The 23,415-nt window shown below is 63.5% G+C and carries 21 protein-coding genes; 17 read left to right on the top strand and 4 right to left on the bottom strand.

What is annotated here, in order from left to right; genetic code table 11:
• Positions 1 to 54: 54 nt before the first annotated feature.
• The 3 genes from MHZ91_RS00165 to MHZ91_RS00155 all read right to left on the bottom strand — a co-directional run bounded on the left by MHZ91_RS00165 (position 55) and on the right by MHZ91_RS00155 (position 3,216).
• Positions 55 to 1,008: a hydroxymethylglutaryl-CoA lyase gene (locus tag MHZ91_RS00165; RefSeq protein WP_239211235.1), complete on the bottom strand. Its 954-nt coding sequence runs from the start codon at positions 1,006 to 1,008 to the stop codon at positions 55 to 57.
• Complete coding sequence (locus MHZ91_RS00160) at positions 1,005 to 2,198, bottom strand: CaiB/BaiF CoA-transferase family protein (protein ID WP_239211234.1); 1,194 nt, start codon at positions 2,196 to 2,198, stop codon at positions 1,005 to 1,007. Before MHZ91_RS00160 ends, MHZ91_RS00165 begins: the two co-directional genes overlap by 4 nt.
• 121 nt (positions 2,199 to 2,319) lie before the next feature.
• The gene (locus MHZ91_RS00155; RefSeq protein ID WP_175122360.1) at positions 2,320 to 3,216 is read right to left on the bottom strand and encodes a LysR substrate-binding domain-containing protein; all 897 of its coding nucleotides are present in this window, start codon (positions 3,214 to 3,216) and stop codon (positions 2,320 to 2,322) included.
• A gap of 127 nt (positions 3,217 to 3,343) precedes the next feature.
• On the opposite strand from MHZ91_RS00155, the gene trmB reads away from it, so the two are divergent.
• The 4 genes from trmB (at position 3,344) to lysM (ending at position 6,095) form a co-directional block, all read left to right on the top strand.
• Positions 3,344 to 4,192 (top strand): tRNA (guanosine(46)-N7)-methyltransferase TrmB, encoded by an 849-nt coding sequence (gene trmB / locus MHZ91_RS00150; RefSeq protein ID WP_239211232.1) that lies wholly within the window; start codon positions 3,344 to 3,346, stop codon positions 4,190 to 4,192.
• A complete protein-coding gene (pip, locus tag MHZ91_RS00145; RefSeq protein WP_218342798.1) occupies positions 4,192 to 5,133 on the top strand; it encodes a prolyl aminopeptidase in 942 nt (313 codons plus the stop codon). Before trmB ends, pip begins: the two co-directional genes overlap by 1 nt.
• Before the next feature lie 11 nt (positions 5,134 to 5,144).
• Positions 5,145 to 5,345, top strand: coding sequence for a sulfur carrier protein ThiS (gene thiS, locus MHZ91_RS00140; RefSeq protein ID WP_056559414.1), 201 nt, complete (start codon positions 5,145 to 5,147; stop codon positions 5,343 to 5,345).
• A 303-nt stretch (positions 5,346 to 5,648) separates the two neighbouring features.
• Positions 5,649 to 6,095, top strand: coding sequence for a peptidoglycan-binding protein LysM (lysM, locus tag MHZ91_RS00135; RefSeq protein ID WP_175137914.1), 447 nt, complete (start codon positions 5,649 to 5,651; stop codon positions 6,093 to 6,095).
• Positions 6,096 to 6,312: 217 nt separating this feature from the next.
• On the opposite strand, the gene ffh is transcribed toward lysM, so the two are convergent.
• A complete protein-coding gene (gene ffh, locus MHZ91_RS00130; protein ID WP_056559422.1) occupies positions 6,313 to 7,719 on the bottom strand; it encodes a signal recognition particle protein in 1,407 nt (468 codons plus the stop codon).
• Positions 7,720 to 7,825: 106 nt separating this feature from the next.
• On the opposite strand from ffh, the gene MHZ91_RS00125 reads away from it, so the two are divergent.
• From MHZ91_RS00125 to MHZ91_RS00065, 13 genes are all read left to right on the top strand, one after another.
• Positions 7,826 to 8,668 (top strand): inner membrane protein YpjD, encoded by an 843-nt coding sequence (locus MHZ91_RS00125; protein ID WP_175122358.1) that lies wholly within the window; start codon positions 7,826 to 7,828, stop codon positions 8,666 to 8,668.
• 1 nt (position 8,669) lies between these two features.
• Positions 8,670 to 8,936, top strand: a complete 267-nt coding sequence (locus MHZ91_RS00120) for a PP0621 family protein (protein WP_175122357.1) — start codon at positions 8,670 to 8,672, stop codon at positions 8,934 to 8,936.
• 12 nt (positions 8,937 to 8,948) lie between these two features.
• The gene (gene ampD / locus MHZ91_RS00115) at positions 8,949 to 9,527 is read left to right on the top strand and encodes a 1,6-anhydro-N-acetylmuramyl-L-alanine amidase AmpD (RefSeq protein ID WP_239211231.1); all 579 of its coding nucleotides are present in this window, start codon (positions 8,949 to 8,951) and stop codon (positions 9,525 to 9,527) included.
• An 18-nt stretch (positions 9,528 to 9,545) separates the two neighbouring features.
• Positions 9,546 to 10,169, top strand: coding sequence for a glutathione S-transferase family protein (locus tag MHZ91_RS00110; RefSeq protein WP_239211230.1), 624 nt, complete (start codon positions 9,546 to 9,548; stop codon positions 10,167 to 10,169).
• A 344-nt stretch (positions 10,170 to 10,513) separates the two neighbouring features.
• Positions 10,514 to 12,535, top strand: coding sequence for an ATP-binding protein (locus tag MHZ91_RS00105; protein ID WP_239211229.1), 2,022 nt, complete (start codon positions 10,514 to 10,516; stop codon positions 12,533 to 12,535).
• 266 nt (positions 12,536 to 12,801) lie between these two features.
• Complete coding sequence (locus tag MHZ91_RS00100; protein ID WP_239211227.1) at positions 12,802 to 15,402, top strand: type VI secretion system Vgr family protein; 2,601 nt, start codon at positions 12,802 to 12,804, stop codon at positions 15,400 to 15,402.
• A 108-nt stretch (positions 15,403 to 15,510) separates the two neighbouring features.
• On the top strand, positions 15,511 to 16,743 hold the full coding sequence (locus MHZ91_RS00095) for a hypothetical protein (protein WP_239211224.1): 1,233 nt from the start codon (positions 15,511 to 15,513) through the stop codon (positions 16,741 to 16,743).
• Positions 16,740 to 17,918: a type VI immunity family protein gene (locus MHZ91_RS00090; RefSeq protein WP_239211222.1), complete on the top strand. Its 1,179-nt coding sequence runs from the start codon at positions 16,740 to 16,742 to the stop codon at positions 17,916 to 17,918. The genes MHZ91_RS00095 and MHZ91_RS00090 overlap by 4 nt, the downstream gene beginning before the upstream one ends.
• 183 nt (positions 17,919 to 18,101) lie before the next feature.
• Positions 18,102 to 19,337 (top strand): VRR-NUC domain-containing protein, encoded by a 1,236-nt coding sequence (locus MHZ91_RS00085; protein ID WP_239211219.1) that lies wholly within the window; start codon positions 18,102 to 18,104, stop codon positions 19,335 to 19,337.
• Positions 19,334 to 20,512 (top strand): type VI immunity family protein, encoded by a 1,179-nt coding sequence (locus MHZ91_RS00080; protein WP_239211213.1) that lies wholly within the window; start codon positions 19,334 to 19,336, stop codon positions 20,510 to 20,512. Before MHZ91_RS00085 ends, MHZ91_RS00080 begins: the two co-directional genes overlap by 4 nt.
• A 90-nt stretch (positions 20,513 to 20,602) precedes the next feature.
• The gene (locus MHZ91_RS00075) at positions 20,603 to 21,931 is read left to right on the top strand and encodes a VRR-NUC domain-containing protein (RefSeq protein ID WP_239211212.1); all 1,329 of its coding nucleotides are present in this window, start codon (positions 20,603 to 20,605) and stop codon (positions 21,929 to 21,931) included.
• Positions 21,928 to 23,106 carry a type VI immunity family protein gene (locus MHZ91_RS00070; RefSeq protein WP_239211211.1) on the top strand — a complete coding sequence of 393 codons (1,179 nt, stop codon included), beginning with the start codon at positions 21,928 to 21,930 and terminating at the stop codon, positions 23,104 to 23,106. Before MHZ91_RS00075 ends, MHZ91_RS00070 begins: the two co-directional genes overlap by 4 nt.
• Before the next feature lie 16 nt (positions 23,107 to 23,122).
• Positions 23,123 to 23,413 carry a PAAR domain-containing protein gene (locus MHZ91_RS00065; protein WP_239211210.1) on the top strand — a complete coding sequence of 97 codons (291 nt, stop codon included), beginning with the start codon at positions 23,123 to 23,125 and terminating at the stop codon, positions 23,411 to 23,413.
• The last annotated feature ends 2 nt before the right edge of the window (positions 23,414 to 23,415 follow it).

Raw genomic sequence — 23,415 nt, 5'->3', positions numbered from 1 at the left:
TTGTTTTATCTGTGGGTGGTTCGGGTACGGCAGGTACAGCTTGGAAAAGATCAATCAGGCGTCGGCCGGAAACCGTTCAGCCAGCCACGCGGGCGGCGCATGCAGGGCCAGCCTCGGCCCCGCCTGCAGCAATGCGTTGGACAGATCGCGCTGGACCAAACCGGGCAGGCTGCGAACGATCGCCAGCAGCGGCTCCAGCGACACGCCGGTCTCCACGTCCATGCAAGCAAACATGTGGACCAGCTCTTCGGTGTTGACGTTGCCGCTGGCGCCCGGCGCGTAAGGGCATCCGCCCAGGCCGCCCGCCGCGGCGTCAAAGCGGGTGATGCCGGTCTGCCAGGCCGCGATGGCGTTGGCCAACGCCATGCCGCGCGTGTTGTGCAGGTGTACGGTCAGCGCGGTGGATGGCAGGCGCGCCGCCGCCTGTTCGCACAGGGCGGCCACTTGCGTCGGAAACGCCATGCCTGTCGTGTCGCACAGCGTGATGCCGGCAGCGCCCGCATCGACCAGACGCGCCGCCAGGTCCAGCACCGTGTCCGCGGGCACGTCGCCGTCGAACGGACAGCCGAACGCGGTCGACAACGACACGTTGCACGGCGCACCAGCCTTTGCCGCGGCGGCCAGCACCTGCGACAGCTCGGCAAACGACTGGTCGCACGTCATGCGCAGGTTGGCGCGGTTGTGCGTCTCGCTGCACGACATGACGAGGTTCATCTCGTCGGTGCCGGCCTCCAGCGCGCGTTCCAGCCCGCGCACGTTCGGGACCAGCGCGGTATAGATCACGCCGGGACGGCGGCGGATGCGGCGCATGACGTCGACGGCGTCGGCCAGCGCGGGAATGGCTTTGGGGGACGTGAAGCTGGTGACCTCGATGCGGGCAAAGCCGCAGTCGGACAGCGCGTCCACGAAGGCGACCTTGTCGTCCGTGGACACCAGGGTCTTCTCGATCTGCAGGCCGTCGCGCGGCCCGACCTCGTTGATCTCGATGCGAGCGGGTCCGTGGTTCATGCAATCACTCCCTTGGCGCGCAACGCGGCACGCTGTTCTTCGGTCAGGCCCGCCGACGCCAGCACCGTGTCGGTGTGTTCGCCCAGGGTCGGCGCGCGTTCGCGCACTGCGCCCGGATTGGACGACAGGTACGGGAAGACGGCGGGCATTTCCACCTGCACGCCCGCCGCGGATTCCATTGAGGTGATGGCGTTGCGGGCGCGGTAGTGCGGATCCTTGGCAATGTCGGCAACGGAATAGATGCGGCCGGCGGGCACGCCGGCTTCCAGCATCGCGGCCAGCACGTCGTCGATCCGCCGTTCCTGCGTCCACGCGCCGATGGCGGCGTCGATCTCTTCCACTCGGCGCGCGCGGCCGTCGTTGTGCGCCAGCGCCGGGTCCTGTCCCAGGTCGTCGCGGCCGATGCGGGCCATCAGCCGGGTGTAGATGGCGTCGCCGTTGCCCGCGATGAGCACGTAGCCGTCCTGGCACGGGTAGGCGTTGGACGGCGCGATGCCGGGCAGCGACGCACCGGCGGGCTCACGCACCGCGCCGAACACCGAATACTCGGGCAGCAGGCTCTCGCTCAGGTTGAACAGGCTTTCGTACAGCGCGGTGTCGATCACCTGCCCCACGCCACCGCGCGCATCGCGTTGATACAGCGCCAGCATCACGCCCAGCGCGCCATGCAGGCCGGCGATGGTGTCGCCCAGCGACAGGCCGGCGCGCACCGGCGCGCGGCCCGGCTCACCGTTCAGGTAGCGCAGGCCCGCCATGGCTTCGCCGATCGCGGCAAAGCCGGGTTCGCGCGCCTTGGGACCGGTCTGGCCGTAGCCCGAGATGCGCAACATGATCAGGCGGGGATTCAGTTCATGCAGGGCTTCCCACGACAAGCCCCATTTTTCCAGCGTGCCGGGGCGGAAATTCTCGATCAGCACGTCGGCCTCGCGCGCGAGCATGCGCACGATGTCCTGGCCTTCCTGCTGGCGCAGGTCCACGCAGACCGACTGCTTGTTGCGCGATTGTGCCTCCCACCACACCGAGGTGCCCTCGTGCAGCAGACGCCATTTGCGCAGCGGATCGCCCTGGCCCGGCGGCTCGATCTTGATGACCTGCGCGCCAAAGTCCGCCAGCGTCTTGGCCGCAAAAGGCCCCGCAATGAGTTGTCCCAGTTCCAGCACACGAATGCCGGCAAGAATCTGCCCTGCCATATCGCCTCCCAGGCGCGTCTTACGGTAGTGATGGACGGCAGTGTGCGCGCAAAGCGCCGGGGAGCGGAATGGACAATCGGGGAAAGGGGCATTCCCGGAACGAGAAACCCCGGGCTAACCCTCAGCCCTCGCCGCGCAGGTGGGCCAGCAGCAGCCGCGCGGCCACGGTCAGGGTGTCGGCGTCGCGCACGCCCAGAAGCAGCCAGCGGCGCGCCCACTCGTCGGTCAGCGGAATCAGCCGGATCGGCATGGACCGCGCGTGCGGCTCGGCGGCGATGCGCGGCAGGATGCCCACGCCACGCGTGGCCGCCACCATGCGGCAGATGGCGTCAAAACTGCGCACCTGGATGCGCAGCCGCATCGCCCGGCCCATCCGGCCGCTTTCTTCCGACAGCCGGGTCGCCAGCGACGTCGCGGGCGGCAGGCCGACGTAGTCGTAGGCCAGCGTGTCCGCAAAGGCGACCTGCGGCTCCGCGGCCAACGGATGGCGCTGCGGCACGATCAGCACCAGTTCGTCCAGACGATAGGGAAAGGTGGCAAGACCGTCTGCCAGCGTGCGGTCGGCAAAGACGCCGATGTCCGCGCGGTTCTCCAGCACGGCGGTGACGATGTCACTGCTGTTCTGCTCTTCCAGGTCGATGCGCACGGCAGGATGCTCGTCCATGAAGGCGGCCAGGTCCTCGGGCAGGAACTGGGTCAGCGACGAGGTGTTGGCGGCAATGCGCACCTGGCCTCGCACGCCCTGCGCAAAGTCGGACAGCGCGCCGGCCATCTGCTCGACTTCCTGCAGCACCCGCAGCGCGTGCACCAGGCACGCCTGTCCGGCGTCGGTCAACTCCACGCCGGCGGCATTGCGAAACAGCAGGGGCGACCCCAGCGCGGCTTCCAGGTCGGAAATCCGCTTGCTGGCCGCGCCTACCGCCAGATGCGACTGGCGCGCGCCGGCCGAGATGCTTCCCTGGCGCGCAACAGAAACAAACAGGGCAAGCGTGACGAGGTCGATCCGGGCAAAGTTCATGACAAAGGACTACGGCGCAGGGAAACCGGGCTGAAACTATAGCCGCAGGCGTCCGCAATAAATGTGTCCCTGTTTTAGTCCCTATGACCGGCTCCGTGCGGGCAGACCTGCCACTACAATCCCGCCTATGAATACGAACAACCCCGCGAACAACGCCACGAACACCCCTGCGGACACCCCCGCAGACGCGCCCGCCAAGCCGGGCGTGAGTCCTTCCGCCTCGCCCGCCGCCGACGCCGCGCCCGCCCCCGTTTCCCCGGAAACCCAGGCCGCGCTGGCCAGCGCCGCGTATGCGCCCAACAGCCCGGGCGCCGCGCACATCCGCAGCTTCGTCCATCGCCGCGGCCACATCACGCAGGGCCAGCTGGCGGCGCTGGAGCGCCTGATGGGCCAATGGTCCATCCCGTACGCTCCCCGCCGCCTGGATCCGGCCGCCGCCTTCGGACGGCAGGCCCCGACGGTGCTGGAGATCGGCTTCGGCATGGGTGAAACCACCGAAAAGATCGCGCTGGCCCGGCCTGGCGACAACTTCCTGGGCGTGGAAGTGTTCAACGCCGGCGTCGGATCCCTGCTGCGCCGCATCGAAGACTCCAGCATTCAGAACCTGCGCATCATCCAGCACGACGCCGTTGAAGTGGTGCGCGACATGATCGCCCCCGACTCCCTGGCCGGCGTGCACATCTACTTTCCGGATCCGTGGCCCAAGAAGCGCCATCACAAGCGCCGCCTGATCCAGCCTACGTTCATCTCGCTGCTGGCCAGCCGCATCGCGCCCGGGGGCTACATCCACTGCGCCACCGACTGGGAAGACTACGCGGTGCAGATGCTGGAAGTGCTGAGCGGCGAACCGCTCCTTAAGAACACCGTCGACGGCTACGCGCCGCGACCCGACTACCGCCCCCTCACCAAATTCGAGACACGCGGCCTACGCCTGGGCCACGGTGTCTGGGACCTGATCTTCAAGCGAGCCGCCTGATGCTCTATCCGCCGATCGAACCCTACCGCCAAGGCATGCTGGATACCGGAGACGGTCACCAGATCTATTGGGAAATGTGCGGCAACCCCAACGGCAAGCCCGCCGTCTTCCTGCATGGCGGGCCCGGCAGCGGCTGCTCGCCCGTGCACCGGCAGTTGTTCGATCCGCAACGCTACAACGTGCTGCTCTTTGATCAGCGCGGCTGCGGTCGATCGCATCCGCACGCCAGCCTGGACAACAACACCACGTGGCATCTGGTCGCCGACATCGAGCGACTGCGCACCGAAGTCATGGGCGCCGAGAAGTGGCTGGTGTTTGGCGGATCCTGGGGGTCGACGCTGGCGCTGGCCTATTCCGAGACGCACCCGGCACACACCAGCGAACTGGTGCTGCGCGGCATCTTCGGCCTGCGCCGCGCCGAGATCCAATGGTTCTACCAGGAAGGCGCATCGTGGCTGTTTCCGGACCGCTGGGAAGAATACCTGGCGCCGATCCCCGAGGCCGAACGCGGCGACCTGGTCACCGCGTACCACAAGCGCCTGACGGGCAACGACCCCGCCGAGCAACTGCGCGCCGCCAAGGCCTGGAGCAAATGGGAAGACAGCACCATCACGCTGCTGCCCAGCCCGCGCCATCAGCAAAGCCACGCCGCGGACCGCGCGGCGCTGGCCTTTGCGCGCATCGAGAACCACTATTTCTTCAACGCCGGCTTCATGGAAGAAGGCCAGTTGATCCGCGACGCGCAGAAGCTGCGCGGCATCCCCGGCACCATCGTGCAGGGCCGCTACGACGTCTGCACGCCCGCGCGCACCGCGTGGGACCTGCACCGCGCATGGCCGGAAGCGCAGTTTCACCTGGTGCCCGATGCCGGCCACGCCTTCGACGAACCCGGCACGCTGGCGCGCCTGATCGCCGCCACGGACGCCTACGCCAAACAGTGAGGAGCCCTGACATGCACATCACCCTGAACGGAGACGCCCGCGAGTTCCCGCTGGACACCACGGTCAACGAATTGCTTGAAACGCTGGGCTATGCCGGCAAGCGCGTCGCCGTCGAACGCAACGGCGAAATCGTGCCCAAGAGCCAGCACGCGCAGACGGCGCTATCGGACGGCGACCAGATCGAGATCGTGGTCGCGGTGGGCGGCGGCTGAACGACGGTCACCGCAGCGCTCCGGCGCCGCATCGCGACACCCCATTTAAGGCCGCTGAAACCCAGCGGCCTTTTTGCATGCCGCCCTACGCACGAGGGGGCTTACGCCCCCGGATACCAACGTCCCGCCAAGATGCCAGCATTGTTGCGTAGTCTGGCAAGGGGCTAGCAACCTGTTACACCACAACCCCTCGTCGTAGGGCAAATGTGCGAGTCATAATCGTTTCTATCGCGCCGCCTTCAACCGGACAGGCGCCTTCGAGAGCACAGGTTTTCTCACCGCAATATCGATAAAGGAAACGCTATGGGTCTGCTCAATTTCATCAAGGACGTTGGAGAAAAACTCTTCGGCGCCAGCGAGGCCAAGGCCGCGACGGCAGAGGAATTGAAGAAAGAGCTGGATAAGCACGGCCTGAACGCGGATGGCCTGCAAATCACGGTGGACGGCGACAAGGTCACGGTCGCGGGCCAGGCGTTGAGCACGGAAGACGCCGAGAAGATTTCGCTGGCGCTGGGCAACACCGTCGGCGTGGCCGCGGTGGACAATCAGCTGCAGGTCAAGCAGGCCGCGCCCGAAGCCAAGATGTATACGGTGCAAAAGGGCGACAACCTGTGGAAAATCGCCGAAGCGCAATACGGCAAGGGCCAGGGCGCCAAGAACACCCTGATCTTCGAAGCCAACAAGCCCATGCTCACCAGCCCCGACAAGATCTACCCGGGCCAAGTGCTGCGCATCCCGCCGCTGTCGTAAGCGGCACCGAATTCAAACAAACCGGAGGACACCCATGCGTTCTCCGGCTTGTGTCGCGGCGCGGCGCCCCCTGCCTGCCGCGATTGCTTGGCCAGACGCAATGTCTGGCCATTTTTTTGACTGCGGACTTACAGTCCTGCGCTAGAAAAGCCGCCCGGAGGCGGGGCAGCCCCCTCGGGGGGCAGCAAGCGAGCGAAGCGAGTGCGGCGTGGGGGCCCTACTTCATTCCGAAGCGGCCCAGCCCCTTCATGCCGCCCATGGCGCGCATCATCTTGGCCATGCCGCCCTTCTTCATCTGCTTCATCATGCCCTGCATCTGCTCAAACTGAGCCAGCAGACGATTGACCTCCTGAACCGGCACGCCGGAGCCGGCGGCGATGCGGCGCTTGCGCGAGGCCTTGATCAGTTCGGGCTTGGCGCGTTCTGCGGCCGTCATCGAATTCAGGATGCCTTCCGTGCGGCGCAGCTGCTTTTCCGCCTGGCCGCCCTGCAACTGGCCTGCGGCCTGCTGAAATTGAGCCGGCAGCTTTTCCAGCAGCGAGCCCATGTCGCCCAGCTTCTTGACCTGACCGAGCTGATCGCGGAAGTCGTTCAGGTCGAACTTATTGCCCGACTTGATCTTGGACGCAAGCTTCTGCGCTTCGGCGATGTCGATGTTCTTTTGCGCCTGCTCCACGAGCGAGACGATGTCGCCCATGCCCAGCACGCGCTGCGCCATGCGGTCGGGGTAGAACGGCTCGAGGCCATCCAGCTTTTCCGACACGCCGACAAACTTGAGCGGCTTGCCGGTGACGTGGCGCACCGACAGGGCCGCGCCGCCGCGGGCGTCGCCGTCCAGCTTGGTCAGGACGACGCCGGTCAGGGGCAGCGCGTCGGCAAAGGCGCGCGCGGTGTTGACCGCATCCTGGCCCTGCATCGCGTCCACCACGAACAGCGTTTCCACCGGCTTGACCAGGTCATGCAGCGCGCGGATCTCGCGCATCATGGCCTCGTCGATGCCCAGGCGGCCGGCCGTGTCCAGGATCAGCACGTCGTAATGATGGCGGCGGGCGTGGTCAACCGCGCCGCGCGCGATGTCTTCGGGCTTCTGGCTGGGATCGGACGGCAGGAAATCCACACCGACCTGCGCGGCCACGCTCTTCAACTGGTCGATAGCGGCCGGACGGTACACGTCGGCGGACACCACCAGCACCTTCTTCTTGCCGGTCTTGCGGCCGTGCTGCGTGTGCTGCCCTTCGCTGAGCCAGCGCGCCAGCTTGCCGGTGGTGGTGGTCTTGCCGGCGCCCTGCAGGCCCGCCATCAGGATCACGGCGGGCGGCTGGACGGCCAGCGACAGTTCGTTGGCGTCGGCGCCCAGGTCGCCGCCCATGAGGGCAGTCAGTTCCTTGTTGACGACGCCGACGAGCGCCTGGCCCGGGCTGAGGCTGCCGGCGACTTCTTCGCCCAGCGCCTTTTCCTTCACCCGCGCGACAAAGTCGCGAACGACCGGCAGCGCGACGTCGGCTTCCAGCAGCGCCATGCGCACTTCGCGCAGCATCTCCTGCGTGTTGGCCTCGGTCAGGCGGGCTTCCCCGCGCAGCGTCTTGACGACGCGCGACAGGCGTTGAGTTAGGTTATCGAGCATGAGAGGCGTTTCCGCTTAAACTAGTTGATTGAACGGTGGCCGCAGGCGCGGATTCTGCGCTTTCGGGTGACGCGCACCCCAAGGCCCCATCCAGACAACGGTTTCTATGTCACTCGGCATTGTATTTCACACAGCGGCTGCCTTGGCGTACGCGGTGCTAGGGGGGTCGCTTTGGATCCGCCTGGCCGGCGCCGGGGAAGTGGAACAGACCGGCAGAATCGCCCGTCTGTGCCTGCTGGGCGCCCTGGTTCTCCATGGAATCGGGCTGCAACAATCGATGCTGGGATCCCAGCATCTTTTCATTGGATGGGCGCTGGCCCTGTCCGCCGCCATCTGGCTGGGCATGGTGGTGTTCTGGCTGGAAAGCCTGCTGGTACGCATCGACGGCCTGCAATTGCTGCTGTTGCCCGCCGCCGCCATCGCCAGCGGCCTTGCCGCCATCTTCCCGCAGGGGCAGTTCGTGCCCCATGCCGACGATCCCTGGCTGCGCGTGCACCTCTTGATCGCCCTGGCGGCCTACGGCCTGATCACCATCGCTGCCCTGCACGCCATGATGATGGCCCTGCTGGACCGCCACCTGCACCGTCCCCTGGACGCCCCCGCCGAACGCAGCATCATCGGGCGCGTGCTCGATTCGCAGCCGCCGCTGCTGGTGCAGGAGCAGCTGCTTTTCCGCATCATCTGGATCGGCTTTGTCGTGCTGACGCTGGCGGTGGGCTCGGGCTCCGTCGCCTCCCTGAAGCTGACCGGCAAGATCCTGCCGTTCGACCACAAGACCGTCTTCACCCTGCTGTCCTGGCTGACCTTCGGCGTGCTGCTGGCCGGCCGGCATATCTGGGGCTGGCGCGGCCGCGTCGCGCTGCGCTGGACCCTGACGGGTTTTGGTTTTTTGATTCTGGCCTACACCGGCAGCCGGTTCGTGCTGGAAATGATTCTGCATCGAGGCTGACGTGGGCAAGTTGCTGTTCTGGATCGTTCTGATCATCCTGGTTCTGTTTGTCGCCCGCATTGCCGGCCGCATGGCCGCGCAGCGCCAGGCCGACGCGCAAGGCGGCCAGAAGAAAAAGGCGCAGGGCGCGCAGCCCCCGCCCGCCATCGAATCCATGGTGCGCTGCGCCCATTGCGGCATCCATCTGCCCCGCTCCGAGGCCCTGCTGCAGGAAGGCCAGACCTGGTGCAGCCCCGACCACGCCCGCCTGGGTCCGGCCAAACGCTGACCGTCTCTCTCTATGCCTTTGTTCCTGGATCGACATGGCTGGCTGGCGCCGGCGCCGGGCATTAGCCTGATGCGGTCGCCCAACTGCGACGCGCGCCCCGCGGGCGAGCAGGTCTCGCTTCTGGTCGTGCACAACATCAGCCTGCCGCCAGGCCAATTTGGCGGACCTGAGGTCGCAGGCCTCTTCCTGAATACGCTCGATTACCGCTCGCATCCCTGGCTGGAACGCCTGCGCGGCCTGCGCGTGTCGGCGCACTTCTTCATCCGCCGCGACGGCCGCATCGTGCAATTCGTCTCGACGGACCGGCGTGCCTGGCACGCTGGCGTGTCGCGCTTTGCCGGCCGCGAGCGTTGCAACGATTTTTCCATCGGCATTGAACTGGAAGGCACGGACACGCTGCCCTACACTGGCGAACAGTACGCGTCGCTGCGCCGGCTGACCCACACCCTGCGCGCGCGCTATCCCCTGGTTGCCGCCCAGGGACACGAACATATCGCCCCGGGGCGCAAGACCGATCCCGGGCCGGCATTCGACTGGACGCGCTTCGGGCGCGACAGCGGCTTTGCGCGGCGGCACCTGCCGCCGGCCTGACCCTTAGAAGGATTGGCTATGTTGAAGATCTGGGGACGCCTGACCTCCGTCAACGTTCAGAAAGTGATGCTGGCCGTACGCGAGCTGGCCCTGCCGCACACCTTTGTCCAGGCCGGCGGCCCGTTCGGGGTGGTCGACACCGCCGATTACGCCGCCAAGCTCAATCCCAACCGCCTCGTCCCCGTCATCGACGACGGCGGCTTCATCTTGTGGGAATCCAACGCCATCGTCCGCTACCTGGCGGCGCGCTACGGCGTAGGTACGCTGTGGCCCGAGGACGTCTGCCTGCGCGCCGATGCGGACCGCTGGATGGACTGGCAGGCGACCGAATGGCAGCCGGCCATGGGGCCGGCTTTTCTGGGCCTGATCCGTACCCCGGAAGACAAACGTGACAAGGCCGCCATCGAAAATTCGATCAAACGCTCCAACGCCCGTGCGCTGATCCTGGACCAGGCCCTGCAAGGCCGCGAGTTCATCGCCGGGCGTCACCTCACCATGGGCGACATCGCGCTTGTCGCCGCCGCGCACCGCTGGCTGGCCCTGCCCCTCGAGCGGCCCGACACGCCCGCCCTGTCCGCGTGGTATCGGCGCGTCATGATGCGCCCCGCTCCGCAAGGCGTCCTGACCCTGCCGCTGGAGTAACCGGACGGGGGCCGTCACGCCCCGCCACAACCGGGACAAATTGCAACATTCCTTCTGCGCGATTCGTGCAATTATTTGAAGCCTCTGAGGCGCCTTGGCCCTTGCCTTGAGCGCCTCGTTTCAATCCCCCGTCCTGCCGGGGGACGGCCGCCGCCAAGGCGTCGCAAGAAGAGGAGATGCACTTGACCCACGAGCCGCCAGATTCCGCGAGCCAAGCTGCCCTGGACCAAGAACAGCGGCAGCTTCTGCTCCTTGTCGCTTCGGGGGCCCCAACGGGGTCATGCCTGGAAGCGCTTACCGAAGCCGTCTGCCGCCTGGCGCCCGGCAGCCGGGCATGCGTCCTGTTGACCGGCTCCGATCGCGTCACCGTCGGCGACGCCTATTCCACCCATCTCCCCGCCTCGATCGCCTGCCCCCTGCGCGGCCTGCCGATCCACGATGCGCTCTTTGCGACGGATGATCCGGCAATCCGGCGGGGCAATCCCGTCGAGAGCGAAGACATCGAGCAGTCGACGACGTGGGCCGAGTCCTGGCGCACCATCTGCCGCGACAACGGCATCCACGCCTGCCACGCGCGCGCCGCGATGGCGCCCGACGGCACGCCGGTCGGCTGGTTTTTGCTCTGCCTGCCGCAGGTGCGTCATTGCACGCCGTGGGAACAGCGCGTCGCCGAGTTCGGTGCGCTGGCAACCAGCATCGTCGTGGAACGCGACCGCGCCGCGGCAGATCTGCGCAACGAGGTCAACGCGCTATCCCGGTTGCAGGCACTGAGCGCCGAACTGGTCGGCCCCGGCGAATTCGAACCGCTGCTCAAGAAGATCCTGGCCGCCGCCGCCGACATCTCCGGAACGGAAAAGGGCAACATCCAGATCTACGATCCGGCAAAGAACACGCTGCGCATCGCCGTGCACCAGGGCCTGAGCGCGCGCCTGGTCGAACACTTCGCCGAAGACGGCTGGGTCGCAAGCTGCGCCGAAGCCGCCCAGCACCTGGAACGGCTGGTCGTGCCCGATGTCGAGCAACTGACGGATCTGCAAGGCACGCTGGGGCTTGAGATCGTCATGGAAGACAACATCCGGTCGATCCAATGCACGCCGCTGCTCAGCCGCAGCGGCCAACTGCTGGGCATGCTGAACAACCATTACCGCTGGCCCGGCGGCCCCACACCCGAAGCCTTGCGCTACATCGACCTGCTGGCGCGGCAGGCCGCCGAACTGCTGGAACGCCATATCGCGGAGTCCGAACTGGCGCGCGAACGGCGGCACAAGGATGAGTTCCTGGCCGTGCTGGCCCACGAGCTGCGCAATCCGCTGGCCGCGCTGCGCAACATGCTGGAAGTGCTGAAGCGCGCCGAACGCGACCCCGGCATGACGGCGCGCGCCCGCGAAGTGATGGACCGCCAGCTGCGCCAGCTGGTCAGGCTGGTCGACGACCTGCTCGACGTCAACCGCATCAATCGCGGCAAGCTGGAACTTCGGCTGACCGCCCTCACGCTCGACTCGGTTCTGCAGCATGCCGTCGAGTCGTGCAAGCCGGCTTTGGAACAGCACGGCCACCGGCTGAGACTGGTGCAGCCCGACGCGCAGATCATGCTGCACGGCGACGCCGAACGCCTGACACAGGTCTTCGGCAACCTCCTGTCCAACGCGGCCAAATACACGCCACCCGGCGGTGACATCGAACTCTTCGTCGAGCCCGGCAAGGACAGCGTCGACATCACGGTCCGCGACAACGGGTCGGGCATTCCGCCGGATCAGCTCGACCGTATCTTCGAGATGTTCACGCAGGTCGACCGAACGCTGGAACGCGCGCAGGGCGGACTGGGCATCGGCCTGATGCTCGTCAAACGCCTGGTCGAGATGCACGGCGGCACGGTGCGCGCGCACAGCGACGGTCAAGGCAAAGGCAGCGCATTCGTCGTGCGGCTGCCGGTCACCGACATTCAGGAGGTGGCGTCGCAACTACCCGCCAGTGCGCTGTCGCCGGCGGCAAGCAAGGTGCTCGTTGTCGATGACAACCGCGATGCGGTCGAGTCCCTGGTTGCGGTGCTCGCTATTGAAGGCCACGACGTCACCGCTGCGTACGATGGCGAAGAAGCCATCACCGTGGGCGAGCAGGTCAGGCCGCAAGTGATCCTCATGGACATCGGCATGCCCGGCATGAACGGCCACGAGGCCTGCCGCCACATCCGCACCCTGGACTGGGGCCAGCGCGCAACGATACTCGCGCTTAGTGGTTGGGGGCAGGAAGAAGACCGCCGAGCCTCGATGGAAGCCGGATTCGACGCGCATCTGGTCAAGCCGGTGGATATGGACGTGTTGCTGGAGATGCTGTCGACCATCGAGCACCGGGGCGGCGCAAGATAGCGTTGCGCGAGGGACAGCACGTCCGCGCCGAACACGCCTCATGCAATGCCACGTTGCAGATCCGGGCCGACACCATCGCGCCCGGCTGTTCCCGCGCGTTTTCAGCGCCCTTGCCGACAAATATAAGAACGGTTCGATACCCAGAAATTGGCCGGTATGACGAAATGGAAGCGCATGCCATGCGAGTCCATTGCAATTCTCCGATTGCGGCGGACGCTTGCCTATAGGCGGACCTGACGCTCACCGTTGCAGGGAAAGGTCTGTCGTTGCGGGAGCACGTCATACCTATCCAATCCGATCTTCGCTTCACGTTCTCCGTCGGCGACGAATCTTTTGAGGTCGTCGAATTCACCCTGCAAGAAGGCCTGTCCGAGACCTTCCTGCTTGAAGTGGAACTGGCCAGCAGCAACGCCGCCATCGACTTCGCCCAGGTGCTGGATCGCGCCGCGCTGCTCACTCTCTGGCATGGCGACACCCCGGCGCGGTACGTGCATGGCGCCGTGTCTTCATTTGTCCAGGGCGACACAGGCTTTCGCCGCACCCGCTATCGCGCAGTCGTCGAGCCGCGGCTGGCGCGCCTGAAACTCAGTGCCGACTGGCGCATCTTTCAGGCCGTCACGGTCCCGCAGATCGCCGAAACGGTGCTCAAAGCGCATGGTCTGACTCAAGACTACGAGCAGCGCAACACCACCGAGCACCAGGCCCGCGAATACTGCGTGCAGGCCGGCGACACCGACTACCACTTCGTCGAGCGCATCATGCGCGAGGAAGGCTTCTTCTATTCCTTCCGCCACAGCCCCGAAGGCCATCGCCTGGTCCACAGCGACCGCCTGTTCATCCATGGCCGCGTGGGCGATGAACCGGTCCAGTACAACCCCACACCCGGCGGGGATCAGCCGCAGCCCGCTCTGTGCCGCTTCGCGTACACCGAATACGTGCGCACCGCGCGCCAGACGCAGCGCGACTACACCTTCCACCATCCGCAATACGCGCACCAGCACAGCCGCGACGGGCAAGACCTAAACCACCAGGGCCGCCGCTACGAGCGCTACGACTATCCGGCGCGCGCCAAGTTCGACGAAGCCGGCAAGCCCTTTGCCGAGAACCGCCTGCGCGGCCATCGCCGTGATGCGCGCATTGCGCTGGTCGAAGGCGACGATCCCCGCTTGCAGCCGGGCATTTCATTCACGCTGGCCGGTCATCCACGCGAAGACATGAATCGCGGCTGGCGCCCCGTACGCATCGTCCACCGGGGCAGGCAGCACACCAGCCAGGCCGAGGAAAGCGCTGAGGCGCAGTCGGGTACGCATTACCGCTACGAAGCCGAACTGGTGCCGGACGATGCCGAATGGCGCGCCGAGCCGCTGCCCCGGCCTCGCATCGATGGCCCGCAGAACGCCGTGGTGGTTGGTCCACCCAACGAAGAAATCCATACCGACGAATATGGACGCGTGAAGGTCCAGTTTCCCTGGGACCGCGTGGGCAAACATGATGGGTTCAGCTCCTGCTGGATTCGTGTCTCCCAGAACATCGCCGGCGCCACCTGGGGGCACATGGCCATTCCACGCGTCGGCCAGGAAGTCATCGTCTCGTACTTCGACGGCGATCCGGACCAGCCCGTGATCACCGGCCGCGTCTACAACCGCCTGCAGTTGCCGCCATACGAACTTCCCAAGTTCAAAGACCTCGCAACCGTCAAGAGCAAGGAGCACACGGGCAAGCGGGCCAGCGAACTGCGCCTGGATGACACGCCATCCCAAATCAGCGCCGCCCTGATGAACGATCATGGCGCAAGTCACCTGCACCTGGGTTACCTCACCCATCCGCGTCCGAGTGGCGGCGCGCCGCGCGGCGAAGGCTTCGAACTACGCACCGACTTGCACGGGACGCTGCGCGCAGCGCAAGGCCTGCTGTTGACCACGGAAGCGCAAGCCAACGCCCAGGGCGGCCAACTCGACCGCGACGAAATCGTGGCCGTCCTGGAGGCCGCGCTACAACTTACCCGCAGCCTGGGCAACTACGCCAGTGAACATCAAGGAGCCCCGCACGACGCCGAGCCCCGCCGGGACCTGACCGCATTGGTGCGAGACCTGGGCCATGGCGCCAACGACCAGACCCGCGGCACAGGCGAAGGCGCGGCGCCTGTCATGGCGCTCTCCGCCCCCGCCGGCATCGCGGCCGGAACGCCCCTCTCCATCGCGTTGGGCGCGGGCGAGCATCTGGATGCCGTCGCCCACGCAAACCTGCAACTGACAGCCGGTGAACGCGTGGTCGTCAACGCCGGCAATGGCCTGGGCACGTTTGCGCAACGGGGAGACATGCGCCACATCGCGCATACCGGCCAGCTGCTCTTGCAGGCGCAACACAACGCCATCCGTATCGATGCCGACAAGAGCGTGGAGGTTCGCGCCAACAACAACCATGTCACGGTGTCCGCCGAAGAACACATCACTCTGTTGTGCGGCGGCGCCTATATCAAGATGGCGGGCGGCAACATCGAGATGGGCATGCCCGGCGTCTTCACCGTCAAGGCAACGGACCATAACTTGACCGGACCGGGAACGATGGTGCCCACGCTGGGCCAATTCTCTGGCCGGCCCGGGCCGTTTGAAGAGTTCTTCGTGCTGCGCGACGCCAGCACGAACAAAGCTCTGCCGGATCACGCCTACGAGATCGTCCGCGCCAGCGGCGACATCGTGCGCGGACGGACCGACGCGCAAGGCCGTACGCAGGTCATCACCAGCGACGCAAGAGAACCGCTGGAGGCTTCGGCAATACCGGACCCTGACGATCTCTTGCATCTGGACGCCAGCTATTGGGATGGCGGTGGCAGCTATTCGCTGGATTTTCTTCGCAATCCCAACTAGGAGCCAGGCTGAATCATGGCCAACCAAACTGCACGACCCGGGCCGAAGAATCCCGGGGGCAGCACCAGAGGATCCACCAGACCTGACGCTTCGGGTCAGGTGCTGCTCGTGACCAATCCTCTCGACCTTTGGTATCTGTGCGAGAAGGCGCGCTATGCCAGCGCTAATCCGTACAGGCGCTCAGGCGATGGCGCGCCCATGTATCAACGCACGGTGGCCCTGATGATCCGGGCGGATAACGAGCTCTTTGAGTATCGCTGGCCGTACTGCGCCGAAGTCGGCTACGACATGACGAAGACGCCGCCGGCGCCGATCATGAGCAGGAAACATCCGCATCGGCCGAGTTCCTTTCCGCTGTCTCAATACAAGCGGATCACCAGCCGGCAATTTCCGCAGTACAGCAGTGTTGAGGTGGTGGTGGACCTGTTGGGGCTGGACGAGCTAGAGGAGATGATTCCCGTGCCGTTGCCGCCAGATGTCGAGAATGGGATTTGGCAGGATATTCAGGTAATGCAGAAAAGCCCGTTGCGAATTCCGGATGTCATTAGGGTCAACAACCATGCGTTGGGGGGAGCGCCTCAATACAGCCAGGCGAATCTGGCCAGCGTTATTGAAATGAAGTTTGGAGCGGACTCGCTTACAAAAGAACAGAAGTTCGCTTACGAGTACATCGCGGGCCATAGCGAAAAATTTCGCCTTCTCCAAACCGAAAGGTGCAACAAAGCCGACAGGCGTCAGCGTCGCGATTGGATGAGCGCGGCGCAGCACGAGCCCGTCTATAAGCCCGTGTCGCAGGTCATGTCTCTCCCCTTGCGCGCTTCGGCCGATCCACACAGCCTCGTTGTCGGCTTGATCGATGCGGAGCATCAGGCCGCCCGGCAAGTGCTGGAGGTTAAGCCACCGCGAGGCACTCCCGTAATAAGCGCCGGCCCAGAGATGCGAGAGGCTGACGGGCACGCCGCACAGGTGCGCGCACAAATTGAAATTTCGCTTGCTGGCCCCTTCGTTCTTATGGGCGCCGCTGGTGTCGGCGCCGGCATGACCGCCATCGCAAGGGGCAGTTCCGCCATCGCGGGTTCGGCGCTAACCGCACGCGCCGGCTCACGCGTCGTGCAATACGACCGCCTTATTACGTGGGGCCGTATCACCGGAGGAACCGGCGCAGCAGGAGCGACTGTGGCCTATGCCCAATCAGAAGACGGAAGCTCCGCGCCCGCGCCATCTCCGGAACGTCAACGGCATTGGGAAGCCTACCAGCAGTGGGACGCCAGCCAACGCGATCAACCACGCACGGAACAGCTGTATCTGTTCTGGGCCGATTTGCCGGAGACAACACAATGAGCGATTTCTTCAAAGAGTTCGATGCCGAACGCTGGTATTTCACTTTTGGCGATGAGGAGGACAACACGCTCATCGTCCAACAAGTGGGAATCGTTGCCATCTTTCATCTTGTTGACGCCTATCTGCCGGTTCGCCGCAAGGGCATCGCAGAGGCGTTCGCTCTCTACCATGAACTTTATGGCCAAAATCTCAAGGGCGGATATCGTGCAGACAAGCGCATGATCGTTCGCCCCTTCTCCAAGATGGGTTTTGACGCTTATCGAGACTACATCGTCGATACAAGCCCAATGGACACCGTTGAGTTCGATTGCATGTCCCGGCTTAGCTTGGGGCATGCAAGTGACTACATGTTTGGTGTTTTCTCTCCCGCCGGCTGGTATGAACAAGTTCATAAATCCCTTACCACGGTACGGTTTTACCTACCTGTAGTAGAGCTCGCGGCGGAAGGGAGAGCTCGGTTCGAGAGTTTCCTGTTGAAGTGTTGCGCGTTGCTTCGTCCTCTCCATGGCGCGGCCGGGCTTGGGATTCAGGAATGCCACGATTGGGAGGACTACCAGACCCTGGGACACGAGACAGCTTGGGCATACAGAGCGGTAGATGTTTGCGGACCGACTGGTAAGAAAAACCTGCGCGAGGGCTACAAGAATCTCAACTGGTACACCTTCCTGGCCCATCACTGGATCGCCACCCTGGGCACACCCGAGGAGTTGAAGAGCAAGCTCAATGACCATCGCATCGAGCTCCTCCCCTACGAATGGGGCACCGCCATCCGCGCCGGTGATTGGCCAGCACTCGGCAAAGCCGAGACAGACCCCACTCCCGAACTCTACGTAAAGGTCAACAACGCCATCCGTTCATTGCGCGTGCAGGACATCGGCTCGCTCCACTACGGTTCTATCGCCGGCGAGGTTCGCTTCAATCCGCTGACCAGCAATCTCTGGCTGCGCCGCTTCGATACGCCGCAGGAAATCAAGGCCGTAATCGACGAGGCGGGCAACGTCAAAGCAGACGAACGTCACTTCCTCCGCATGCCCTCGGGCACACCTTGTCCATGGCCTGGCATCTGGATCTGCGAGGAGGATCCGTCACAGGGAAGGAAGACGTTCATGCACAACGACCTCTTGCCGGAAGTGAACGGGCAGGTAGTTACCTGGCGTCTGGTCAAAGCGTTTTAGCGGGTCAGCTTCTCGTCTGTGCGTCAGCGTACCGACAAGCATAGCCCTGCCAAACTCATCCACAACTCCATCAAGGAGAAAGGCTTAACCATGCCCACCCAGCATGTACGTACCGGGCCGAAGAATCCCGGGGGCAGCACCCGAGGCTCGACCAAACCTGACGCATCGGGCCAGGTGCTGCCCGTGACCAACCCGCTTGACCTTTGGTACCTGTGCGAGAAGGCGCGCTATGCCAGCGCTAATCCGTACCGGCGTGCCAGCGACGAAGCGCCCATGTATCAACGCACGGTGGCACTGATGATCCGGGCGGATAACGAGCTCTTTGAGTATCGCTGGCCTTACTGCGCCGAAGTCGGCTACGACATGACGAAGACGCCACCGGCGCCGATCATGAGCAGGAAGCATCCGCATCGGCCGAGTTCTTTTCCGTTGTCTCAATACAAGCGGATCAGCAGCCGGCAGTTTCCTCAGTACAGCAGTGTTGAGGTGGTGGTGGACCTGTTGGGGCTGGAGGAGCTAGAGCAAATAATTCCGGTGCCGTTACCTCCAGCTGTCGAAAACGGAATTTGGCAGGATATTCAGAAACCGCCGACAAGCCCGATGCGTATTCCCGACGTTGTTCGGGTCGTCAACCACACGATGGGAGGTGCGCCTCAATATAGTCAGCCGAATCTGGCCGGTGTGATCGAAATGAAGTTTGGGAACGACTCGCTCTCTGATGACCAAAGAAGAGCATACCGAGATATTGCTGGCACCAGCGATAAGTTCCGCTTGCTTCATACGGATCGATGCAACAGAGCCGACAAACGCCAGCGTCGCGAATGGATGACCGCTACCCAAAACGAACCGGTCTACAAGCCCGTATCACAGGTCATGTCGCTCCCATTGAGAGCTTCGGCGGATCCTCACAGGTTGGTCGTTGGGCTGATTGATGCCGAACACCAAGCTGCACGGCACATCCTTGAAGTCGGTCCGCCGCCTCCGGGAACCCCTGTGATGAGCGCCGGCCCCGACATTCGAGAGGCCAATCGGCGGGCCGCTCAGGCGCGAGCGCAAATCGAAATATCGCTTGCCGCCCCGTTCTTATTTGTAGGCGCGGCAGCCATCAGCGCCGGCATGGCAACGGTTGCTGGAGGCAGTGCAGCGATTCCCAGTTCAACGCTGACTGCAAGCGCCGGCCCAAGAATGGTTCACTACGGCCGCCTTGTCGGCTGGGGCCGTCTCATCGGAGGAACTGGTTCAGCTGGAGCCACTATGGCCTACGCACGATCTGGAGACGGAAGCTCAGCGCCAGTACTGACTCCCGAAGTTCAACGCCAATGGCAGGCCTATCAGGAATGGGAAGCCAGCCAAAGATACCAGCCGCGCACGGAACAGCTGTATCTGTTCTGGCCCGACGCCCCGGAGACAAAAAAATGACCGATTTCTTCAAAGAGTTCGATGCCGAACGCTGGTACTTCACCTTTGCGGATGAGGACGACAACACACTACTGGTCCAACAAGTCGGCATCGTTGCCATCTTCCATCTCGTTGACGCCTATCTACCGGTTCGCCGCAAAGGCATCGCGGAGGCATTCTCGCTCTACTACGAGCTCTATGGCGACAAACTCAAGGGCGGTTATCGCGAAGATAAGCGCATGATCGTCCGGCCCTTCGCCAAAATGGACTTTGAGGCCTATCGAGACTACATCGTGGACACGAGTCCCATGGGAGTCGTCGAGTTCAAATGTATGTCCAAGTTAAGTCTCGGCCATGTCAGTGACTATATGTTTGGGGTCTATTCTCCTGCCGGATGGTATGAGCAAGTTCACAAACCTCTCACCACGGTAAGGGCGTATTTGCCCGTAGAAGAGCTTGCGGGAGAAGGGAAAGCACGGTTCGAGGCTTTCTTGTTGCAGTGCTGTGCATTGCTTCGTCCTCTTCATGGCGCGGCCGGACTCGGGATTCAGGAATGCCACGATTGGGAGGACTACCAGACCCTTGAACACGAAACGGCCTGGGCATACCGAGGGGTAGACGTCTGCGGACCGACCGGAGAGAAAAACTTGCGCCAGGGCTACCAGAATCTCAACTGGTACACCTTCCTTGCCCACCACTGGATTGCCACGTTGGGCACGCCGGAAGAACTGAAGACCAAGCTCAACGACGAACGCATCGCCCTACTCCCCTACGAATGGGGCACGGCCATCCGCGCTGGTGATTGGCCAGCACTCGGCAAAGCCGAGACAGACCCGACTCCCGAACTCTACGTAAAGGTCAACAACGCCATCCGCTCATTGCGGGTGCAAGACATCGGATCACTCCACTACGGCTCCATCGCCGGCGAGGTTCGCTTCAACCCGCTGACCAGCAACCTCTGGCTGCGTCGCTTCGATACGCCGCAGGAAATCACGGCCGTAATCGACGAGGCAGGCAACGTCAAAACAAACGAACGGCACTTCCTGCGCATGCTCTCCGGCTCACCCTGCCCATGGCCCGGCATCTGGATCTGCGAAGAGGATCCTTCTCAAGGCAGGCAGACCTTCATGCACAACGATCTCTTGCCGGAAGTGAACGGGCAGGTAGTTACCTGGCGTCTGATCAAAGCGTTGTAGCGGGTCAGCTTCTCGTCTGTGCGTCAGCGTACCGACAAGCATAGCGCTGCCCAAGTCACCCGCAACCCCATCGAGGAGAAAGGCTTAACCATGGCCACCCAGCATGTACGTACCGGGCCGAAGAATCCCGGGGGCAGCACCCGAGGCTCGACCAAACCTGACGCATCAGGTCAGGTGCTGCCCGTGACCAACCCGCTTGACCTTTGGTACCTGTGCGAAAAGGCGCGCTATGCCAGCGCCAATCCGTATCGGCGTGCCAGCGACGAAGCGCCCATGTATCAACGCACGGTCGCGCTGATGATCCGGGCGGACAACGAGCTCTTTGAGTATCGCTGGCCTTACTGCGCCGAAGTCGGCTACGACATGACGAAGACGCCACCGGCGCCGATCATGAGCAGGAAACATCCGCATCGGCCGAGTTCTTTTCCGTTGTCTCAATACAAGCGGATCAGCAGCCGGCAGTTTCCTCAGTACAGCAGTGTTGAGGTGGTGGTGGACCTGTTGAGTCTGCATGAGTTGGAGGAGATGGTTCCGGTGCCTTCACCTTCAAACGTCGAAAAAGGGATTTGGCAGGATGTCGAGTCGGAGAATTTGGGGAACTTGCGAATTCCCGATGTTGTGAGAGTCACCGATCACACGATGGGGGGAGCGCCGCAATACAGCCAACCTAATCTCACCAGCGTAATTGAAATGAAGTTCGGCGGCGACGCGCTTTCGGATAGACAGCAGAAGGCCTACGAGAGAATCGCGGGCGACAGACTCAAGTTTCGATTGCTGAACAATGACCGTTGTGACAGAGCGGACAGGCGTCAGCGTCGCGAGTGGATGACCGCTGCGCAGCAAGAACCCGTCTACAAACCTGTATCGCAGGTCATGTCCCTTCCCCTGCGAGCTTCGGCCGATCCGCACGGTTTGGTCGTTGGCCTGATTGACGCCGAGCATCAGGCGGCCCGGCAGGTTCTTGAAGTCAGGCCGCCTCCGCCTGGAACCCCTGTTATGAGCGCCAGTCCAGGCATGCGAGAGGCAGCCGCACAGGCGGCACGGGCTCGCGGACAGATTGAAATGTCGCTTGTGGGACCGTTCGTCATCGTAGGCGCCACGGGCATCGGCGCTGGCATGGCCACCGTTGCTGGAGGCAGCGCCGCAGTATCCGGAACAACCTTGGCGGCGCGCGCCGGACCTCGAGTCGTGCATTACGGCCGCCTTCTTTCCTGGGCGCGTTTCACAGGCGGGACGGGAACGGCAGGAGCGACAGTGGCCTATGCGAAGTCGGATGACGGGAGCTCCGAGCCTGTACTGTCTCCTGAACTTCAACGCCAATGGAAGGCCTACCAAGTGTGGGAGGCCAGCCAACGTCATCAACCGCGCACGGAGCAACTGTATCTGTTCTGGCCCGATGCGCCGGAGACAAAACAATGACCGATTTCTTTAGGGCGTTCGACGCCGAGCGCTGGTTCTTCACCTTCATGGATGAAGACGACAAAACCCTTCCAGTGCAGCAGGTGGGAATTGTTGCGGTCTTTCATCTTATCGACGCGTATATCCCAGTTCGTCGCAAAGGCATTGCGGACGCTTTCTCCCTTTACCACGACCTCTATGGCGATAAGTTGAAGGGGGGATACAGAGAAGACAAGCGGATGATAATTCGCCCCTTCTCCAAGATGAACTTTGACGCCTATCGGGACTACGTTTTGAAGACCTCCCCAATGAACGCCGTCGAGTTCAAGTGCATGTCTCAACTAAGTCTGGGGCATGCCAGTGATTACATGTTTGGCGTCTTTTCTCCAGAAGGCTGGTTCGAACAGATTCACAAAACATTTACCACTGTCCGGTTCTACCTGCCTGCGGAAGAAATCCATGGTGACGGGAAAGCCCGGTTTGAGGGCTTCTTGCTGAAATGCTGCTCGTTGCTCCGCCCACTCCACGGCGCTGCCGGACTAGGTATTCAGGAATGCCACAACTGGGGGGACTACCAGACCATCGAGTACGAAACAGCCTGGGCGTACAGAGGCGTTGACCTCTGCACCCCCACGGGAAACGAAGCATGGCGCGACGGCTATTCCAATCTCAACTGGTACACCTTCCTCGCCCACCACTGGATTGCCACGCTGGGCACGCCGGAAGAACTGAAGACCAAGCTCAACGACGAACGCATCGCCCTTCTCCCCTACGAATGGGGCACCGCCATCCGCGCCGGTGATTGGCCAGCACTCGGCAAAGCCGAGACAGACCCCACTCCCGAACTTTACGTAAAGGTCAACAACGCCATCCGTTCATTGCGCGTGCAAGACATCGGATCACTCCACTACGGCTCCATCGCCGGCGAGATTCGCTTCAATCCGCTGACCAGCAACCTCTGGCTGCGCCGCTTCGATACGCCGCAGGAAATCAAGGCCGTAATCGACGAGGCAGGCAACGTCAAAACAAACGAACGGCACTTCCTGCGCATGCTCTCCGGCTCACCCTGCCCATGGCCCGGCATCTGGATCTGCGAAGAGGATCCTTCTCAAGGCAGGCAGACCTTCATGCACAACGACCTCCTGCCGGAAGTGAACGGCCAAATCGTCACCTGGCGTTTGGTCAAAGCGCTATAGCGGAGGCAACAACCACATGCCAGAAATCATCCGCAAAGACGACACCACCGACCACGGTGGATTGGTGCTCGACGGTTTCCCGCACACCAACCTCAATGGCAGACCCATGGCCGGCCTCGGCCATCAGGTTTCATGCCCAAAATGCGAGGGCGTCTTTCCCATCGTCGAGGGCAGCCCGACATACAAGGTCAATGGCATCCCGGTGGCGCTGCACGGCATGAAGACAGCGTGTGGCGCGCGCCTGATCGCCAGTGGCTCGAAAGCGCGCGTCGATGGCCACGCGGTCCGGGATCATCTGCCTGAGTAGCC

The organism is Achromobacter sp. ACRQX (assembly GCF_022346505.1).
In the GTDB taxonomy this organism is placed as follows: Bacteria; Pseudomonadota; Gammaproteobacteria; order Burkholderiales; family Burkholderiaceae_B; genus Achromobacter; species Achromobacter animicus.
This window is presented reverse-complemented; position numbering and strand designations above follow the sequence as displayed.

Coding starts and splice junctions, on each gene's coding strand:
- MHZ91_RS00165 (WP_239211235.1), bottom strand. CDS start 1,008: ATGAACCACGGACCCGCTCGCATCGAGATCAACGAGGTCGGGCCGCGC.
- MHZ91_RS00160 (WP_239211234.1), bottom strand. CDS start 2,198: ATGGCAGGGCAGATTCTTGCCGGCATTCGTGTGCTGGAACTGGGACAA.
- MHZ91_RS00155 (WP_175122360.1), bottom strand. CDS start 3,216: ATGAACTTTGCCCGGATCGACCTCGTCACGCTTGCCCTGTTTGTTTCT.
- trmB (WP_239211232.1), top strand. CDS start 3,344: ATGAATACGAACAACCCCGCGAACAACGCCACGAACACCCCTGCGGAC.
- pip (WP_218342798.1), top strand. CDS start 4,192: ATGCTCTATCCGCCGATCGAACCCTACCGCCAAGGCATGCTGGATACC.
- thiS (WP_056559414.1), top strand. CDS start 5,145: ATGCACATCACCCTGAACGGAGACGCCCGCGAGTTCCCGCTGGACACC.
- lysM (WP_175137914.1), top strand. CDS start 5,649: ATGGGTCTGCTCAATTTCATCAAGGACGTTGGAGAAAAACTCTTCGGC.
- ffh (WP_056559422.1), bottom strand. CDS start 7,719: ATGCTCGATAACCTAACTCAACGCCTGTCGCGCGTCGTCAAGACGCTG.
- MHZ91_RS00125 (WP_175122358.1), top strand. CDS start 7,826: ATGTCACTCGGCATTGTATTTCACACAGCGGCTGCCTTGGCGTACGCG.
- ampD (WP_239211231.1), top strand. CDS start 8,949: ATGCCTTTGTTCCTGGATCGACATGGCTGGCTGGCGCCGGCGCCGGGC.
- MHZ91_RS00110 (WP_239211230.1), top strand. CDS start 9,546: ATGTTGAAGATCTGGGGACGCCTGACCTCCGTCAACGTTCAGAAAGTG.
- MHZ91_RS00090 (WP_239211222.1), top strand. CDS start 16,740: ATGAGCGATTTCTTCAAAGAGTTCGATGCCGAACGCTGGTATTTCACT.
- MHZ91_RS00080 (WP_239211213.1), top strand. CDS start 19,334: ATGACCGATTTCTTCAAAGAGTTCGATGCCGAACGCTGGTACTTCACC.
- MHZ91_RS00075 (WP_239211212.1), top strand. CDS start 20,603: ATGGCCACCCAGCATGTACGTACCGGGCCGAAGAATCCCGGGGGCAGC.
- MHZ91_RS00070 (WP_239211211.1), top strand. CDS start 21,928: ATGACCGATTTCTTTAGGGCGTTCGACGCCGAGCGCTGGTTCTTCACC.
- MHZ91_RS00065 (WP_239211210.1), top strand. CDS start 23,123: ATGCCAGAAATCATCCGCAAAGACGACACCACCGACCACGGTGGATTG.